General features: G+C 67.4%; 18 protein-coding genes. 15 read left to right on the top strand and 3 right to left on the bottom strand.

The genetic code is table 11. The features are described 5' to 3' along the window. The first annotated feature begins 3 nt into the window (after positions 1-3). The 12 genes from DSM104443_RS13540 to DSM104443_RS13485 all read left to right on the top strand — a co-directional run bounded on the left by DSM104443_RS13540 (position 4) and on the right by DSM104443_RS13485 (position 10,339). Positions 4-489, top strand: coding sequence for a DUF3305 domain-containing protein (locus tag DSM104443_RS13540; protein WP_171093066.1), 486 nt, complete (start codon positions 4-6; stop codon positions 487-489). After that, positions 486-1,025 carry a DUF3306 domain-containing protein gene (locus DSM104443_RS13535; protein ID WP_171093064.1) on the top strand — a complete coding sequence of 180 codons (540 nt, stop codon included), beginning with the start codon at positions 486-488 and terminating at the stop codon, positions 1,023-1,025. The genes DSM104443_RS13540 and DSM104443_RS13535 overlap by 4 nt, the downstream gene beginning before the upstream one ends. A gap of 126 nt (positions 1,026-1,151) precedes the next feature. After that, on the top strand, positions 1,152-2,834 hold the full coding sequence (locus DSM104443_RS13530; protein ID WP_171093062.1) for a 4Fe-4S binding protein: 1,683 nt from the start codon (positions 1,152-1,154) through the stop codon (positions 2,832-2,834). Then, positions 2,831-3,463 (top strand): TorD/DmsD family molecular chaperone, encoded by a 633-nt coding sequence (locus DSM104443_RS13525; RefSeq protein ID WP_171093060.1) that lies wholly within the window; start codon positions 2,831-2,833, stop codon positions 3,461-3,463. The genes DSM104443_RS13530 and DSM104443_RS13525 overlap by 4 nt, the downstream gene beginning before the upstream one ends. Before the next feature lie 28 nt (positions 3,464-3,491). Beyond that, positions 3,492-3,686: a hypothetical protein gene (locus tag DSM104443_RS13520; protein ID WP_171093058.1), complete on the top strand. Its 195-nt coding sequence runs from the start codon at positions 3,492-3,494 to the stop codon at positions 3,684-3,686. A 9-nt stretch (positions 3,687-3,695) separates the two neighbouring features. Next, positions 3,696-6,623, top strand: a complete 2,928-nt coding sequence (locus DSM104443_RS13515; RefSeq protein WP_171093055.1) for a formate dehydrogenase subunit alpha — start codon at positions 3,696-3,698, stop codon at positions 6,621-6,623. A gap of 10 nt (positions 6,624-6,633) precedes the next feature. Beyond that, a complete protein-coding gene (gene fdh3B / locus DSM104443_RS13510) occupies positions 6,634-7,275 on the top strand; it encodes a formate dehydrogenase FDH3 subunit beta (protein WP_171093053.1) in 642 nt (213 codons plus the stop codon). Then, positions 7,272-7,499: a hypothetical protein gene (locus tag DSM104443_RS13505; protein ID WP_171093051.1), complete on the top strand. Its 228-nt coding sequence runs from the start codon at positions 7,272-7,274 to the stop codon at positions 7,497-7,499. Before fdh3B ends, DSM104443_RS13505 begins: the two co-directional genes overlap by 4 nt. A 23-nt stretch (positions 7,500-7,522) precedes the next feature. Further along, the gene (locus tag DSM104443_RS13500) at positions 7,523-8,659 is read left to right on the top strand and encodes a formate dehydrogenase subunit gamma (RefSeq protein ID WP_171093049.1); all 1,137 of its coding nucleotides are present in this window, start codon (positions 7,523-7,525) and stop codon (positions 8,657-8,659) included. 2 nt (positions 8,660-8,661) lie between these two features. Then, the gene (locus DSM104443_RS13495; RefSeq protein WP_171093047.1) at positions 8,662-9,111 is read left to right on the top strand and encodes a hypothetical protein; all 450 of its coding nucleotides are present in this window, start codon (positions 8,662-8,664) and stop codon (positions 9,109-9,111) included. Positions 9,112-9,212: 101 nt separating this feature from the next. Continuing rightward, positions 9,213-9,752: a superoxide dismutase family protein gene (locus tag DSM104443_RS13490; RefSeq protein WP_171093045.1), complete on the top strand. Its 540-nt coding sequence runs from the start codon at positions 9,213-9,215 to the stop codon at positions 9,750-9,752. After that, a complete protein-coding gene (locus DSM104443_RS13485) occupies positions 9,752-10,339 on the top strand; it encodes a GNAT family N-acetyltransferase (RefSeq protein ID WP_171093043.1) in 588 nt (195 codons plus the stop codon). The genes DSM104443_RS13490 and DSM104443_RS13485 overlap by 1 nt, the downstream gene beginning before the upstream one ends. Here the strand turns inward: DSM104443_RS13485 and DSM104443_RS13480 are convergent. From DSM104443_RS13480 to DSM104443_RS13470, 3 genes are read right to left on the bottom strand one after another with little or no spacing between them, the layout of a single operon-like run. Then, positions 10,336-11,199, bottom strand: coding sequence for an alpha/beta hydrolase (locus DSM104443_RS13480; protein ID WP_171093041.1), 864 nt, complete (start codon positions 11,197-11,199; stop codon positions 10,336-10,338). The two genes, DSM104443_RS13485 and DSM104443_RS13480, sit on opposite strands and share 4 nt — an antisense overlap. A gap of 1 nt (position 11,200) precedes the next feature. Next, positions 11,201-11,398 carry an oxidoreductase-like domain-containing protein gene (locus DSM104443_RS13475; RefSeq protein WP_212756672.1) on the bottom strand — a complete coding sequence of 66 codons (198 nt, stop codon included), beginning with the start codon at positions 11,396-11,398 and terminating at the stop codon, positions 11,201-11,203. After that, positions 11,395-12,900, bottom strand: coding sequence for a DUF4139 domain-containing protein (locus tag DSM104443_RS13470; RefSeq protein ID WP_171093040.1), 1,506 nt, complete (start codon positions 12,898-12,900; stop codon positions 11,395-11,397). Before DSM104443_RS13470 ends, DSM104443_RS13475 begins: the two co-directional genes overlap by 4 nt. Before the next feature lie 64 nt (positions 12,901-12,964). On the opposite strand from DSM104443_RS13470, the gene DSM104443_RS13465 reads away from it, so the two are divergent. The 3 genes from DSM104443_RS13465 to DSM104443_RS13455 are packed head-to-tail and all read left to right on the top strand — an operon-like array spanning position 12,965 to position 15,442. Next, positions 12,965-13,810: an AAA family ATPase gene (locus tag DSM104443_RS13465; protein ID WP_171093039.1), complete on the top strand. Its 846-nt coding sequence runs from the start codon at positions 12,965-12,967 to the stop codon at positions 13,808-13,810. Between the two features lie 19 nt (positions 13,811-13,829). Beyond that, positions 13,830-14,270, top strand: a complete 441-nt coding sequence (locus tag DSM104443_RS13460) for an SRPBCC family protein (protein ID WP_171093038.1) — start codon at positions 13,830-13,832, stop codon at positions 14,268-14,270. After that, positions 14,270-15,442: a vWA domain-containing protein gene (locus DSM104443_RS13455; RefSeq protein ID WP_171093037.1), complete on the top strand. Its 1,173-nt coding sequence runs from the start codon at positions 14,270-14,272 to the stop codon at positions 15,440-15,442. The genes DSM104443_RS13460 and DSM104443_RS13455 overlap by 1 nt, the downstream gene beginning before the upstream one ends. Positions 15,443-15,514 lie beyond the last annotated feature (72 nt).

Here is a 15,514-nt window from a genome sequence, read left to right as displayed (position 1 = left end):
CCGATGATCGATCGCCCGTCGGTGAAGGTTTCGGTGATCCTCGAGCGCATCGCCGTCGAGAGCCGCTGGGAGGACCACCAATGGCGCATTGCCGGCGTCGTTCCCGACGTGGGCGGCGAGCCCCGCGACATCGTGATGCACGAGTCGTTGCGCCAGCGCATCTTCCCGGGCTTCGAGCTCGTCCTCTACAAAGATGAGGCCGAAGGCTACTTTCTCAACTCGGGAAGCGACGATCCCAGCGTTTTCATCTCCCTTCGCAAGGACGAGGCGACCGGCGAGCCCTATCCCTTCATGGCGACCCTCTCGTACAACGAGGCGGCGCGCCGCATGGACGGTGGCGAGCAGGTGGAGCGCACGAGCGCGTGGCCGGATCTCGCGGCCTGGCTCTCGGAGTACGTCGCGGCCAACTACAAGCCGGAACCCAAGCGGCGGCAGAAGCCGCGCTCCTTCAAGGGCAAGGAGGGGCGGTTGCGGGGCACGAACGAATGACGGACGAGCCCTTCCTTTCACGCTGGTCGCGGCGCAAGAAGGAATCGCGCAGCGGCGCGGAGCCCCCGCCGCCCGCCGCGCCCGCGCCTGCGGAGGCCGTCGTTACCGCCCCGCCCGCGGCCGCGGCCGAACCGCTGCCTCCGGTCGAATCGCTCACGCCCGAATCCGACTTCACCGGCTTCATGAAGCCCGAGGTCGACGAGGGGCTGAAGCGCAGGGCCCTCAAGACGCTGTTCCAGGACCCCCATTTCAACGTGATGGACGGGCTCGATGTCTACATCGACGACTACTCGAAACCCGACCCGCTGCCTGAAGGCTGGCTTGCAAAGATGAATCAGGTGGCCCGCCTGGGCGACTACCAGGAGCCCAAGCCGGAGGCTGCGGGAGAGCGCGACCCAGATCCCACTTCCACACCTGCAGCAGAGCTCGAAAAACCCGAAAAACCCTCTCCCGAACAGGGGCTTGAGGGTGACTCCGGGGGATATGAATCCGATACCCGGAGTGCCGGAACCCCACCACCCCCGGTGAGCCAATAACAGCCCTGCGCACTCTCCTAGTGCGCGTTTCTTTGGGTGTAAACTCGGCTTCATAGGAAGTCACAAACAGAGGAGCGGGTTCCCACGCGGCAGGCAGCCGCGCAGGCAAACCCTGTAACCACGAACATGGCGTCGACGGGGATCGCACTCGACGACCGGCTTTCCCTCGAGAGCCGGGGTTGGACGATTGACCCCGATTCCGGAGAGGTCAAGCGCCACGCGCTGGCCTCCCTCGCGAACCTCGAACCGCCCGCCGCCATCGCCAGCGTCACCTACGTCTCGCACGGCAACGTCCTCATCGTTGCCGGCCGCGACAGCGCGCGCGCCCGTCTTTGCGCCGCGAGCGTCGCATCCGATCTTCACGTCACGCTGCTCGACGCCGGCCCGGCCCGCGTCGATGACGCCTATGCGGTCTGGGGGGGCAGCGTCGAGTCGCTGGCGGGCTACCTGGGCGAGTTCGTCGCCACGTTCTCCAAGCTTGATCCCGGCATGGCCGCGCGCGGCACGCATGCGAAGTTCGACCTCGTCCTCGATTTCTCGGTGCCGCCTCTCTTCGGGATGCACCAGCCGCCGCAGGGCTACTACCGCGCGCCCGCCGATGCTGGCGCCCTCGAGGCCGTATTGCAGGAGCTGCGCGAAGCCGTCGGCGAGTTCGAGAAGCCGCGCTACTTCGCCTACCGCGAGAGCCTCTGCGCGCACGAGCGTTCCAGCATCACCGGGTGCAACGCGTGCATCGAGGTGTGCTCCACCTCCGCGATCGCGGCGGACGGCGACAAGGTCAAGGTCGATCCGCACCTGTGCATGGGATGCGGCGCCTGCTCGACGGTGTGCCCGTCGGGTGCGATGGGCTACCAGTACCCGCGTCCCGCGGACCGCGGAGCGCAGCTGAAGTCGGTGCTCTCCGCGTATCGCCATGCCGGCGGCAAGGACGCGTGCATCCTCTTCCACAACGGCACCGATGGCCGCGAGGCACTGCAGCAGAGCGCCTCGACGGGCGAGGGGCTTCCGGCGAATGTGATTCCGCTGGAAACCTGGCATGTGGCCGCCATCGGTCCGGACCTGTTGCTGGGCGCCATCGCATTCGGCGCGAGCCGCGTCGCGGTGCTGTGCGCCGGCTCGGAAACGCCCGAATACGTGCGCGCGCTCGAGGAGCAGATGGCGTTCGCGCAGACGGTCCTCTCGGCCCTCGGGTATGCGGGAACGCACTTCGCGGTCGTCGAGTCGCCGGCGCTCGCAGCCGGGGCAGCCAATACGGCCGTGAGCGTTCCGGCCACTTATATGATGTCGAACGACAAGCGCACGGCGATCGAATTCGCCGTGGAGCATCTTGTCCGCCATGCACCGCAGCCGCAGCAGGAGATCGCGCTCGCCCCGGGCGCGGCCTACGGCGAGGTGCTCGTCGATGCGAAGAAATGCACGCTGTGCCTGGCCTGCGCGGGCGCGTGCCCGGCCTCGGCCCTCATGGATGGCGGCGACCAGCCGATGCTTCGCTTCCTGGAGCGCAACTGCGTCCAGTGCGGCCTGTGCGAGAAGACGTGCCCGGAAGACGCGATCACGCTCAACCCCCGGCTGCTGCTCACGCCCGCGGTGCGCGAGGTGCGAGTCCTCAACGAGACGCGTCCGTTCCACTGCGTGCTGTGCGCCAAGCCCTTCGGTACCGAGCGGATGGTCTCCACGATGATCGGACGGCTCGCAGGGCATTCGATGTTCGCCACCGAGGAGGCCCGCCGCCGGCTGCAGATGTGCGCCGACTGCCGCGTGGTCGACATGATGTCCAACAAGCAGGAAGCGTCGGTGCTGAAGCTATGACCGTTGCCGCCCCCGCCCGCGTCCAGATGCATCGCAGCCTCGCGCCCGAGGACCAGGCGCGCGCCGATTTCTACGCGCTCCTCGCACGCCTGCTGCGCGGCTCGCCGGACAACGAGTTGCTGGCTTCCATCGCCGCCGCGGGCGAATTCCCCGCGGAGGGTGATCCGGCCCTCGCTCGCGCGTGGAACGTGCTCGTCTCCGCCGCCTCGGTGATGGATGCCGACGCGGGGTCCGACGAGTACCACAAGGTTTTCGAAGGCGTGGGCGCGGCGGAGGTTTCCATCTACTCCGCGTTCTACATCGGCGCGTCCGCCGTGGACCATCCGCGCGTGAAGCTCCTGGGCGACCTCGCCGACCTCGGCCTCGCGCGCCGCGAAACGGTGACGGAGCCCGATGACCACTGGGCCGCGCTCCTCGACGTGATGCGCGTGTTGATCGCCGGTGGAGCGGGGCGCAGTGCCGCCACCGTCGCGGAGCAGCGCCGCTTCTACCAGGCGCACGTGGAGCCCGGGCTCGCCGCCTTCTGCAAGGCGACGCTGGCCGCCCCGAGCGCCAACTTCTACCGCAAGGTCGCGGACCTCGGACTCGCGTTCGAGGCCCTCGAGACCGAAGCATTCCGTCTGGATTGAATTCGCGAAGTCAAACAGGAGGCGTGACATGAAAAGCGCAAAACCGAACACCCGCAGGAACTTCCTGCTCGCAGCGGGCCTGGGCACCGCCGGCGCAGCCGCGGCCGTGGCGACCGCCACGCGCGGGGTGAAGGGCGCGAAGGAGGCGGCTTCGCCCGACACTTCTTCCGGCTATCGCGACTCCGAGCACATCCGCAAGTACTACGAGACCACGAAGGTCTAGGAGACGGCCATGCTACTCACGAGAAAATCCGAAGGCCGCGCCGAAGCCCGCAACCCGCTCTCGCGCGCCATGTCCTCGCTCGCCGCGAAGACCGTCGACCGCCGCGCCTTCCTGAAGGGCTCGGGCATCGCGGCCGGCACCGCCGCGTTCGCGAGCCAGCTGCCGCTCAACTTCATCGGCGAGGCCCAGGCGCAGGCGCCCAAGGCCGGCAAGACGGAGGTGAAGCGAAGCGTCTGCACCCACTGCTCGGTCGGCTGCTCGATCGACGCCGTGGTGCAGGACGGCGTGTGGGTCCGCCAGGAGCCCGTGTTCGATTCGCCGCTCAACCTGGGCGCGCACTGCGCCAAGGGCGCCTCGGTGCGCGAGCACGGCATGGTCGAGCACTCGCACCGCCTCAAGTACCCGATGAAGCTGGAGGGCGGCAAGTACAAGCGCATCTCCTGGGACCAGGCCATCAACGAGATCGGCGACAAGCTGCTCAAGATCCGCAAGGAGAGCGGCCCCGACGCGACGTTCTGGATCGGCTCGTCCAAGCACAACAACGAGCAGTCCTATCTCTTCCGCAAGTTCGTCTCCATGTTCGGCACCAACAACATGGACCACCAGGCGCGCATCTGCCACTCGACCACGGTCGCGGGCGTGGCGAACACCTGGGGCTACGGGGCGATGACGAACTCGTACAACGACCTGCAGAACACCAAGTGCATGTTCTTCATCGGCTCCAACGCCGCCGAGGCGCACCCGGTGTCGATGCTGCACGCGCTCCATGCCAAGGAGACGGGCGCCAAGATGATCGTGGCCGACCCGCGCTTCACGCGCACCGCGGCCAAGGCGGACCAGTACATCCGCTTCCGCTCCGGGGCCGACGTGGCGCTGCTCTTCGGCATGCTGTACCACATCTTCAACAACGGCTGGGAAGACCAGAAGTACATCAACGACCGCGTCTACGGCATGGACAAGGTCCGCGAAGACGTCATGAAGAAGTGGACGCCGGACAAGGTCACCGACGTGACCGGCGTGTCGGAAGCCGACGTGTACAAGGCCGCCGAGACGATGGCGAAGAACAAGCCCTCCACGATCATCTGGTGCATGGGCCAGACCCAGCACTCGATCGGCAACGCCTTCGTGCGCGCTTCCTGCATCCTGCAGCTCGCCCTCGGCAACATCGGCATCGCGGGCGGCGGCGCCAACATCTATCGCGGCCACGACAACGTGCAGGGCGCGACCGACATCGGCCCCAACCCCGATTCGCTGCCGGGCTACTACGGCATCGCCGCCGGCGCCTGGAAGCACTGGTGCCGCGTCTGGGGCGTGGACTACGAGTGGATGAAGAGCCAGTTCCAGAACGTGGCGATGATGGAGAAGCCGGGCATGACCGTCTCGCGCTGGATCGACGGCGTGCTCGAGAAGAACGAGCTCATCGACCAGGACAGCAACCTGAGGGCGATCGTCTACTGGGGCCACGCGCCCAACTCGCAGACGCGCGGCCTCGAGATGAAGCAGGCGATGGAGAAGGTCGACATGATGGTCATCATCGACCCGTACCCCACCGCCGCCGCGGCGATGCCGGATCGGCAAGACGGCGTCTACCTGCTGCCGGCCGCGACGCAGTTCGAAACTTCGGGCTCGGTCACGGCCTCCAACCGCTCCCTCCAGTGGCGCGAGAAGATCATCGAGCCGCTGTTCGAGTCGAAGCCCGACCACACGATCATGTACGCCTTCGCCAAGAAGTTCGGCTTCGCGGACCAGTTCGTGAAGAACGTGAAGCTGGTGAAGGACAAGACCGGCTGGGACGAGCCGCTGATCGAGGACGTCACGCGCGAGTTCAACAAGGGCTCGTGGACCATCGGCTACACCGGCCAGTCGCCGGAGCGGCTGAAGGCCCACATGCGCTTGATGGGCCACTTCGACGTGAAGACGCTTCGCGCCACCGAGTCGGTGATCGACAAGGAAACCGGCTACGACATCAAGGGCGACTACTTCGGCCTGCCGTGGCCCTGCTACGGAACGCCGGAGCTGAAGCACCCGGGCTCGCCGGTGCTCTATCGCACCGACCTCAAGATGATGGACGGCGGCGGCTGCTTCCGCGCCAACTTCGGCGTCAGCAAGGACGGCGTGAACCTCCTCGCGGAGGACGGCTCGCACTCGAAGGATTCCGACATCACGACGGGCTTCCCCGAGTTCGACCACGTTCTCATGAAGAAGCTCGGCTGGTGGAGCGAGCTCACGCCCGAGGAGGCGAAGGAAGCCGAGGGCAAGAACTGGAAGACCGACCTTTCCGGCGGCATCCAGCGCGTCTGCATGGTCAACCACAACGTGCACTTCTGGGGCAACGCCAAGGCGCGCGCCGTGGTGTGGAATTTCCCGGATGCCATTCCGCAGCACCGCGAGCCGCTCTACAGCCCGCGGGCCGACCTCGTGGCGAAGTACCCGACCCACGACGACAAGAAGGCCTTCTGGCGCCTGCCGACGCTCTTCAAGACGGTGCAGCAGAAGGCCGTCGCGGACAAGGTGCACGAGAAGTACCCGATCATCCTCACCTCGGGCCGCCTCGTCGAATACGAAGGCGGCGGCGACGAGACGCGCTCCAACCCGTGGCTGGCCGAGCTGCAGCAGGAGAACTTCGTCGAGATCAACACGAAGGACGCCGAATCGCGCGGCATCAAGTACTGGGACTTCGCGTGGGTCTCCACGCCCTCGGGCGCCAAGATCAAGGTGCGGGCGCTCGTCACCGAGCGCGTCGGCCCGGGCACGAGCTTCATCCCGTTCCACTTCGCCGGCTGGTGGCAGGGCAAGGACCTGGTCGGGAAGTATCCGGACGGCTCCGCGCCGATCGTGCGCGGCGAAGCGGTGAACACGGCAACCACGTACGGCTACGACTCGGTCACGATGATGCAGGAGACCAAGACCACGCTGTGCAACATCGAGCGGGCCTGAGGAGAAGACCATGGCACGAATGAAATTCATCTGTGACGCCGAGCGCTGCATCGAGTGCAATGGCTGCGTGACCGCCTGCAAGAGCGAGCACGAGGTGCCCTGGGGCGTGAACCGCCGCAGGCTCGTGACCGTGAACGACGGTGTTCCCGGCGAGCGCTCCATCTCGGTCGCGTGCATGCACTGCTCGGACGCGCCCTGCATGGCGGTCTGCCCCGTCGATTGCTTCTACAAGACCGACGAGGGCGTGGTCCTCCACGACAAGGATCTTTGCATCGGCTGCGGCTACTGCTTCTACGCCTGCCCGTTCGGAGCCCCGCAGTTCCCGCAGGCGGGCGCCTTCGGCCTGCGCGGCAAGATGGACAAGTGCACCTACTGCGCCGGCGGCCCCGAGGAGAACCACTCCGCGGAGGAGTTCCGCAAGTACGGCCGCAACCGCCTCGCCGAGGGCAAGCTCCCCGCCTGCGCGGAGATGTGCTCGACCAAGGCGCTGCTGGCCGGCGACGCGCCGGTGATCACCGCCATCTACAAGACGCGCGTCACGACCCGCGGCAAGGGCGAGGAAATCTGGGGATGGGCCATGGCCTACGGCGGGAGCGACAAGCTCTCCGACCAGAAGGTCGCGGACTCGCCGGCACCGGGAGGCAAGGCATGAGGAAACACGCCAGCCTCGCGGCCGTCGCCGCCGCAGCACTGCTCGCCGCGTGCAGCGAGCCCTCGCAGGACCCGGCGCGCAGCTACGCGGGCAAGGAAGACGCGAAGGCCTATGCGGGAGACGCATTCCGCGGCGACAAGGCGAAGTGGGAAGCCGCGCTCGCCGCGCGCAACGGGTTCCAGAACGATTACGCGCCTTCCCGCGCCGCCGGGAAGAAGCCGTGACGAACTCTCGAGGAGGCGTATTCATGAAGGCAAGCCAAGCCAAGCTGGGCGCGCTGCTGCTGGGCGCGTTCCTGTACCTCCCGCTGGGCGTGGGCGCCCAGCAGCCCCCTGCAGCGCCCGCGGCATCGCCGCCCGCAGCATCGCCGGCGCCCGCGGCGCCCGATGCGGCCAAGCCGGCCGTCGAGGCCGCGAAGCCCGCGCCCGTCGCGCCGACGCCGGCCGCAGGCTCCACCGCGGTGCCGGGATGGAACAATCCGCCGCAGGACTGGGACCGCGTGGACCGCAAGCCCCAATACGCGTCCGTCCCGGGCCGCGAGACCAACGTCCTCATCCAGGGCTCGGGTCACGAGTGGCGCAAGTTCCGCAATGGCCCGCTCACGCAGTACGGCGGGTGGCTCATGGTGATCGTGCTGGCCGCGATCGCGGTCTTCTACCTCATCAAGGGCAAGGTCCGCCTGCAGGGCCCGCGCACCGGCAGGCTGATCGAGCGCTTCAATTCGATCGAGCGCCTGTCGCACTGGACCATGGCGATCAGCTTCGTGGTGCTGGCGATCTCGGGCATCGTGATCCTCTTCGGCAAGTACATCGTGATGCCCTGGCTCGGCCACGCGGCCTTCTCGACCGTCACCATCGCCTGCAAGACCGTGCACAACTTCGTGGGGCCGCTCTTCATCTTCTCGCTGGTGGTGATGTTCCTGCTCTACGTGAAGGACAACTGGCCCAACGCCGGCGACATCAAGTGGCTCGTGCGCCTGGGCGGCATGTTCTCGAAGTCGCACGACGAGGTGCCCTCGGGCCGCTTCAACGGCGGCGAGAAGGCGTGGTTCTGGGGCGGGCTCGTGTTCCTGGGCCTCGCCGTCAGCATCACGGGCCTCATCCTCGACTTCCCCAACTGGAACCAGGGCCGCGAGGTGATGCAGCAATCCAACGTGATCCACGCGATCGCGGCGATCCTCTTCATCTCCGCCTCGTTCGCGCACATCTACCTGGGCACGATCGGCATGGAAGGCGCCTACGAGGGCATGCGCCACGGCTTCGTCGACGAGACGTGGGCCAAGGAGCACCACGCGCTCTGGTACGACGAAGTGAAGGCCGGCAAGCGCCCCGAGCGGATCACGGGCACGGCCACCGGTGCGGCCCAGCCGGCGGTGGGGGACTGACCATGACGAGATTCCACACGGCATCGCTCGCCCTGGCCCTCGCGTTCGCGGCTTCGGCCGCCTGGGCGAAGATCCCGCCGCCCCCGCCTCCGACCGACGCGCAGAAGGCCGCCGCCGAGGAGAAGAAGGCCAAGGACGCCGTCGCGGCCGAGAAGGCCAAGGCCGACCAGGTCGCGGCCGAGGAAAAGGCGGTCAAGAACTTCCAGGGCAACATGAAGAAGGCCGGGAAGCCGATTCCGAAGCCCACGCCGGTGGCCGCTGCAACGCCGCCGCAAATCGTGCCGCCGCCCGCCGGTGGCAAGGCCGCGCCGACGCCCGGTGGATCGGGTGCACCCGCAGCAGGTGCGGCCGGCGCTGCGTCCGCCAAGGGCCACGAGAAGGGCGCGATGACCCCCTCCGGCAACACGCCACCCAAGGGCAACGACACGCCCACGGACGCCAAGAAGAAGTAGGCCTTCGACATCCCGCCGACGAGAGGGCCGGGTCGAATCCGGCCCTTTCTCTTGGCGCGTATCATCGATCAAGTCCCCCCATACCCGGAAAGAGTGACGCCATGATCCGCCTCGCCCTCACGCTCGCCACCGCCCTCGCCGCGGCCGGTTGTGCCTCGCACACGAACTACGAGTCCCCCTACATTCCGGGCCGCCTGGCCACCGCGAAGCTCGAGCCCACCAAGGGCAACGAGACCTCGGGCACGGTGACGTTCACCCAGCGCGGCGATACGACGTGGGTCACGGCGAACGTCTCGGGGCTGAAGCCCAACGCGACGCATGGCTTCCACGTGCACGAGAAGGGGGACTGCAGCTCGGGCGACGGCATGAGCACCGGAGGACACTTCAATCCCACCGGCTCGCCCCACGCGGCCCACGATGCCGCCGCGCACCATGCCGGCGACCTGCCGAGCCTGATCGCCGACGCGCAGGGCAAGGCCTCGCTCAAGTTCGAGACGAAGGCAATCGGCGTCGACAGCGGCCAGCCCACGGACGTGGTCGGCAAGGGCCTCATCGTCCACGCCAACCCGGACGACTACACGACCCAGCCCACGGGCAATGCCGGGCCGCGCATCGCCTGCGCGGTGATCCAGAAGTCCTGATGCTCTCGCCGGTCACGCTGGCCGGGACGCACGCCCGGCTGGTTCCGCTGGAGGCCTCGCACGCCGTCGCGCTCGCCGAGGCGGTGCGCGACGGCGAGCTCTGGCGCCTCTGGTACACCGCGATCCCCAAGCCCGAGGGCATGGCCGCCGAGATCGAGCGCCGACTCGGGCTCCAGCGCGACGGCAGGATGCTGCCCTTCGCCGTGCTCGATGCGCAGGGCATCCCGGTCGGGATGACGACCTACATGAACGTGGACGCCGTGCACAAGCGCGTGGAGATCGGCAGCACGTGGTATGCGAAGCGCGTGCAGCGGAGCGCCCTCAATACCGAGTGCAAGCTCCTGCTGCTCACGCACGCGTTCGAGAAGGTGGAGTGCATCGCGGTGGAGTTCCGTACGCACCGCTTCAACGAACAGAGCCGCAAGGGCATCGAGCGGCTGGGCGCGCAGCTGGACGGGATCCTCCGCAGCCACCAGCGCATGGCCGACGGAACGCTGCGCGACACCTGCGTCTACAGCATCACGCGCGAGGAATGGCCGGTGGTGCGCACGCACCTGCGCTGGCAGCTGGACAGGCCGCGCGGCTAGCGCGGAGCGCGCACGAAGCGGTCGACTTCGTCCAGCAGGGGCTCGCCGCTGCGGAACGGCGCGGCGAGGCGTCCGACGATCGTGTAGTGGTTCTCGGTCGGATAGTGCACTTCCGTCACCGAGGCGCCTTTCTCGCGCAGCCGCTGCGCCAGGCGCGTGGTGTTCCCCGGCGAGACCGTCGTGTCTTCATCGCCCGTGATGAGCAGGGCGGGCGGAGCGCTCGCGCTCGCGAAGGTGATCGGCTGGGTGCGGGCGATGGTTTCCTCGGGCGCGAAGATGGTCTTCAGCGTGGGGCTCTTCAGCGGCAGGAAGTCGTAAGGCCCCGCGAGCCCGATGAAGCCCGAGACGGCTTTCGGCGTGAGGCCCACGCGCGCCAGGTACTGCGGATCCAGCGCGATCATCGCGGCCAGGTGCGCTCCGGCCGAATGGCCCATCAGGAACAGCTTGTCGGGATTGCCCCCGAGCTCGCGGGCATGGGCCCGGGTCCATGCGACCGAGGCGGCCGCGTCGTCGAGGAATCCGGGGAAGGTGACCGCCGGGTACACGCGGTAGTCCGGCACGACGACCACGAAGCCGCGCGAGGAGAGCGCCTCGGCCGCGAAGAGGTAGCTCGATCGCTCGCCCGAGTCCCACGAGCCGCCGTAGAAGAACACGATGACCGGCGCGTTGGGCGGCGTGTCGCGGCGGCGGTAGGCGTCGAGCTTGCCGCGCGGGCCGTCGCCGTAGGCGATGTCGCGGCGGATCTCGAGGTCGGAGACCGGCGTGAGGGCATTGAGGGCGGAAAGTGCCGAGCATCCGGCGAGGCCGGCGGCAAGGACTGCGAGGAGGAGGGCGAAAGCACGGCGGGTCGGCATCGTCATGCTACGTATTCTGCCCGCCGGCGGTTTCGCCGGGGTGACGAATATTCCACGCTTCCAGCGCGGCGCGGTAGCGGACCAGCGCGTCGTCGTAGCGGTCGAAGACGCAGGGATCGCACCCCGACCCGCAGCATTCCTCCAGGGGCGGCTCCCGCGGCGGCTCGGGCCGCGGGTCGTCTTCGATCTCCGGCCCGCCGCTCACCAGGTGTAGCGCACCGTGTAGCGCACCACCGCCTCTCCCTTCGGGGCGATGCGCACCGGGAAGTGCACCGTGCGCGAATCGTCCTTCGTGAACTCGGTGGTCTTCTTGGTGATGCTCCACTGGCTCCAGCGGTAGAGGTTCTCCCGCACGAGCACGGTGACGGTCTCGTCGGGCTTCTGGTTCCTCACGCGGACCTCGATGTCCTCCTCGATCCACTTGGCGCTGGTGTCGATGCGGAAGTCCATCTGCTTCCTCTCGCCCACGACGTCGAAGGCGCTGCCGAGCTTCACCTGCACCGTTTCATCCCGCGCCGTGTGGTCGATCACGTCCTCGCCGATGAACTCGAGGCTCTTGTCGGCTTCGTCCATCTTGGAGACGCGCACCTTGCCGGCGGGCAGGGGCACGCCCAGGCCGTTGGCCTTCGCGTTCTTCACCCGCAGGTAGACATCGACCTTCTTGTTGCCCGTCTGGCCGTAGTTGCGGTCGAGGGCCGGCCCGCCGCCGTACGGATACGCGTAGCCCTGGCCGAAGTACACGAGCTTCTTCTCGCAGCCCACGGACGCGGCGAGCGGGAAGAGCTCGATCTGCTTCATCGAGTTCTGCGCGAGCGAAGCCGGGCGGCCGAGCGTATAGAGGTGGTATTCGAAGAACGCCTTCTCGGTGAACCCCGCGTCCTTGCGCATCACCTCGGAGCGCACCGCGGCCGGCGCGGCATACGACAGGCTCTGGGGCTGCGGCTGGATCTTCTGCACGTCGCCGGCGATCAGCTTCAGTTTCGCATCCGTGAACGAGGCGCCCGACTGGTTCACGATCGTGACCCAGGCGCCGACGTTGACCTTGCACTGCTCCGGCGCGGGCTCGGTGTAGGTGAGGTTGTAGTCGGCCCACCAGGTGACGCCGCCGGTCTGGTAGCTGTAGCGCGCCTTGTGGGTGCCCGCCGTGGTCGCGGCGATGTCCCACACGAGCGTGGGCTTGCTGATGAGCCCGCCGGGAAGGCTGGGGAGCTTCACGCCGGCGTAGCTTGGCAGGACGCGCAGGCTTCCGTCGGGATTGCGCAGCGTGAGCCCGCCTTGCGTACCGATGAGGGTGCCGGTGATCGTCTCGACGGAGTTGCCGCGCGACTGCTCGACGGTGATCTCGCGGTCGATGAAGCGCGACAGGAGCTTCTGCGTGCTGGTGAGGTCGAACTCGAAGCTCTGTTCCACGACGCTCGTGCCCTTGGGATCGGTGAGCGAGGCGAACGACACCGTGGTCGGGTCGATGAGCGCGGGCACGTCGGTGATGCGGATCACGGTGCGGCCGGACTTGAGCGCGAAATCGCGCTCCTCCCGCACCAGGGCGTAGCCCGGAACGGCCACGCCTTCGCCGCCCGACTTGAAGACCTGCGGGTCGAGCGTGCCGGGGCGCGCGCTGGAGTAGATGGTGATGGCGCTTTCGGCCTGGACGGGAAGTGCCAGGGCGGTGGCGAGGGCGGCGGCAAGGGGAAGCAGGGTCGTTTTCATGGGGGCTCCGGGGGTTGGTCCGGATACTAACGTCCGAGGTTCCGCGGGGGGTTAGAATCCGGGAATGAAATTCCAGGGCACCGACACCTACGTCGCCGACGACGATCTCAAGATCGCCGTCAACGCGGCCATCACGCTGCAGCGCCCGCTGCTGATCAAGGGCGAGCCGGGCACGGGCAAGACCATGCTCGCCGAGGAAGTGGCCAGAGCCCTCGGCAAGCCGCTCTACCAGTGGCACATCAAGTCCACGACGAAGGCGCAGCAGGGCCTTTACGAATACGACGCCGTCTCGCGCCTGCGCGATTCGCAGCTCGGCGACGGCCGCGTGGCCGACATCGCGAACTACATCCTGAAGGGCGTGCTGTGGCAGGCCTTCGAGTCGCCGGAACAGGCGGTGGTGCTGATCGACGAGATCGACAAGGCCGACATCGAGTTCCCCAACGACCTGCTGCGCGAGCTGGACCGCATGGAGTTCCACGTCTACGAGACGCGCCAGACGGTGAAGGCACTCCATCGCCCGATCATCCTCATCACGTCGAACAACGAGAAGGAGCTTCCGGATGCGTTCCTGCGCCGCTGCTTCTTCCACTACATCCGCTTCCCCGACAAGGAGACGATGGAAGCCATCGTCGACGTGCACTTCCCGGGGATCAAGAAGCGCCTGCTGCAGGCCGCGATGGAAGTCTTCTTCGAGATCCGCGAGATGCCGGGCCTGAAGAAGAAGCCGTCCACTTCGGAGCTGCTGGACTGGCTGAAGCTCCTGCTGGCCGAAGACATCCCGCCCGAGGCGTTGCGGAGCGAGGGCCACCAGGCCGCGATCCCGCCGCTCTACGGAGCCCTGGTGAAGAACGAGCAGGACGTCCACCTGTTCGAGCAGCTGCTGTTCCTGCAGCGGCGCGGACGCTCATAACACCGTCAAGGAGGCGCGCATGGCAACGGGCAAGTCCACTCGCAAGGCGGTCGCGAAGCGCACGGCGCTGAAGCGCCCGCTGGTGAAGGGCACGGCGGTGAAGCGTTCCGCGTCGAAGCGCGCTCCGGTGAAGCGCTCGGCGTCCGTGACGCGCGCCTTCCAGGCCAACCTCGAGCGCGTGTACACCGCGTTCCACGACCCGCGGCTGAGGGAGATCTGGCTGCCCGGGGCGCCGATGCAAGTGGAGCGCTCGACCGACGGCAAGTCGATGACCGTCACCTGGACGCTCGGCAACTCGCGCGTGGAGGTGAGCTTCAAGGCCGACGGCCCCAATTCGAGCGCGGTGGAGGTCGAGCACTCGAAGCTCTCCGGCGCCGAGGCCGTGGCCGCGCAGAAGGCCTATTGGGATGCGGGCCTGGAGCGCTTGAACGCCTGGCTCGCCGCCGCCCGACCGCAGTAGTGCTCTTCGATTTCTTCTTCGCCGTCCGCGAGGCGGGCATTCCCGTCAGCGTGAAGGAGCACCTCACGCTGCTGGAATGCCTCGACAAAGGCGTGGTGTACGGCAGCGTGGACGACTTCTACGTCCTCGCGCGCACGTGCATGGTGAAGGACGAGGCGTACTTCGACAGGTTCGACCTCGCCTTCGCGTCCTACTTCAAGGGCGTGCAGGCCATTCCCGACGCGCTGCTGAAGGACATCCCCGCGGAGTGGCTGAAGAAGATCGCCGAGCGCTGGCTCACCGACGAGGAGAAGGCGAAGATCGAATCGCTGGGCGGCTGGGAAAAGATCATGGAGACGCTGAAGCAGCGTCTCGAGGAACAGAAGGCGCGCCACCAGGGCGGCTCGAAGTGGATCGGCACCGCCGGCACCTCACCCTTCGGCGCCTACGGTTTCAATCCCGAAGGCGTGCGCATCGGCCAGGAGGGCGGGCGCAACCGCAGCGCGGTGAAGGTGTGGGACCGCCGCGAGTTCAAGGACTACGACAGCGACCGCGAGCTCGGCGTGAGGAACGCGAAGATGGCGCTCCGCCGCCTCCGTCGCTTTGCGCGCGACGGCGCGCCCGAGGTGCTGGATCTTCCCGACACCATCCGCTCCACCGCGCGCAACGCCGGCTGGCTCGACATCAAGATGGTGCCCAAGCTGCACAACGCGGTGAAGGTGCTGCTGTTCCTCGATGTCGGCGGTTCGATGGACGACCACGTGCTGATGGTGGAGGAGCTCTTCTCCGCCGCGAAGAGTGAGTTCAAGAACCTCGAGCAGTTCTATTTCCACAACTGCGTCTACGAGACGGTGTGGAAGGACAACCGCCGCCGCCAGAACCGCATCAACACGGTCGAGGTGATGCGCAAGTACGGGCACGACTACAAGCTGATCATCGTGGGCGATGCCGCCATGAGTCCCTACGAGCTGGAGCAGAAGGGCGGCAGCGTCGAGCACTGGAACGACGAGCCGGGGCGCCTGTGGCTGGAGCGGCTGCTGCGCACCTGGCCGCATGCCGCGTGGCTGAATCCCGTCGACGAGCGCCACTGGGGCTGGACCACCTCCACCCAGAACGTGCAGCGGATCATGGACGGGCGGATGTTCCCCGTCACCGTGGCGGGGCTCGAGAAGGCGATGAAGTCGCTGGCGTAGCTTCTCGCTGCGCTGTACCCGCAGATGTACCCCTTAGAGGCCAGAAGAAAGGCGCCCGCAGGCGCCTTTAGG

The sequence above is a fragment of the Usitatibacter rugosus genome (genome assembly GCF_013003965.1).
GTDB classification, from domain to species: domain Bacteria; phylum Pseudomonadota; class Gammaproteobacteria; order Burkholderiales; family Usitatibacteraceae; genus Usitatibacter; species Usitatibacter rugosus.
Note: the sequence above shows the minus strand (reverse complement) of the source record. Positions and strands in the feature narration are given on the sequence as shown.

What these genes read in the sequence shown, in the direction of transcription:
- fdh3B (WP_171093053.1), top strand. Translation starts at nt 6,634, where the DNA reads ATGGCACGAATGAAATTCATCTGTGACGCCGAGCGCTGCATCGAGTGC.
- DSM104443_RS13490 (WP_171093045.1), top strand. Translation starts at nt 9,213, where the DNA reads ATGATCCGCCTCGCCCTCACGCTCGCCACCGCCCTCGCCGCGGCCGGT.
- DSM104443_RS13535 (WP_171093064.1), top strand. Translation starts at nt 486, where the DNA reads ATGACGGACGAGCCCTTCCTTTCACGCTGGTCGCGGCGCAAGAAGGAA.
- DSM104443_RS13520 (WP_171093058.1), top strand. Translation starts at nt 3,492, where the DNA reads ATGAAAAGCGCAAAACCGAACACCCGCAGGAACTTCCTGCTCGCAGCG.
- DSM104443_RS13485 (WP_171093043.1), top strand. Translation starts at nt 9,752, where the DNA reads ATGCTCTCGCCGGTCACGCTGGCCGGGACGCACGCCCGGCTGGTTCCG.
- DSM104443_RS13540 (WP_171093066.1), top strand. Translation starts at nt 4, where the DNA reads ATGATCGATCGCCCGTCGGTGAAGGTTTCGGTGATCCTCGAGCGCATC.
- DSM104443_RS13530 (WP_171093062.1), top strand. Translation starts at nt 1,152, where the DNA reads ATGGCGTCGACGGGGATCGCACTCGACGACCGGCTTTCCCTCGAGAGC.
- DSM104443_RS13495 (WP_171093047.1), top strand. Translation starts at nt 8,662, where the DNA reads ATGACGAGATTCCACACGGCATCGCTCGCCCTGGCCCTCGCGTTCGCG.
- DSM104443_RS13460 (WP_171093038.1), top strand. Translation starts at nt 13,830, where the DNA reads ATGGCAACGGGCAAGTCCACTCGCAAGGCGGTCGCGAAGCGCACGGCG.
- DSM104443_RS13470 (WP_171093040.1), bottom strand. Translation starts at nt 12,900, where the DNA reads ATGAAAACGACCCTGCTTCCCCTTGCCGCCGCCCTCGCCACCGCCCTG.
- DSM104443_RS13480 (WP_171093041.1), bottom strand. Translation starts at nt 11,199, where the DNA reads ATGACGATGCCGACCCGCCGTGCTTTCGCCCTCCTCCTCGCAGTCCTT.
- DSM104443_RS13505 (WP_171093051.1), top strand. Translation starts at nt 7,272, where the DNA reads ATGAGGAAACACGCCAGCCTCGCGGCCGTCGCCGCCGCAGCACTGCTC.
- DSM104443_RS13465 (WP_171093039.1), top strand. Translation starts at nt 12,965, where the DNA reads ATGAAATTCCAGGGCACCGACACCTACGTCGCCGACGACGATCTCAAG.
- DSM104443_RS13500 (WP_171093049.1), top strand. Translation starts at nt 7,523, where the DNA reads ATGAAGGCAAGCCAAGCCAAGCTGGGCGCGCTGCTGCTGGGCGCGTTC.
- DSM104443_RS13515 (WP_171093055.1), top strand. Translation starts at nt 3,696, where the DNA reads ATGCTACTCACGAGAAAATCCGAAGGCCGCGCCGAAGCCCGCAACCCG.
- DSM104443_RS13525 (WP_171093060.1), top strand. Translation starts at nt 2,831, where the DNA reads ATGACCGTTGCCGCCCCCGCCCGCGTCCAGATGCATCGCAGCCTCGCG.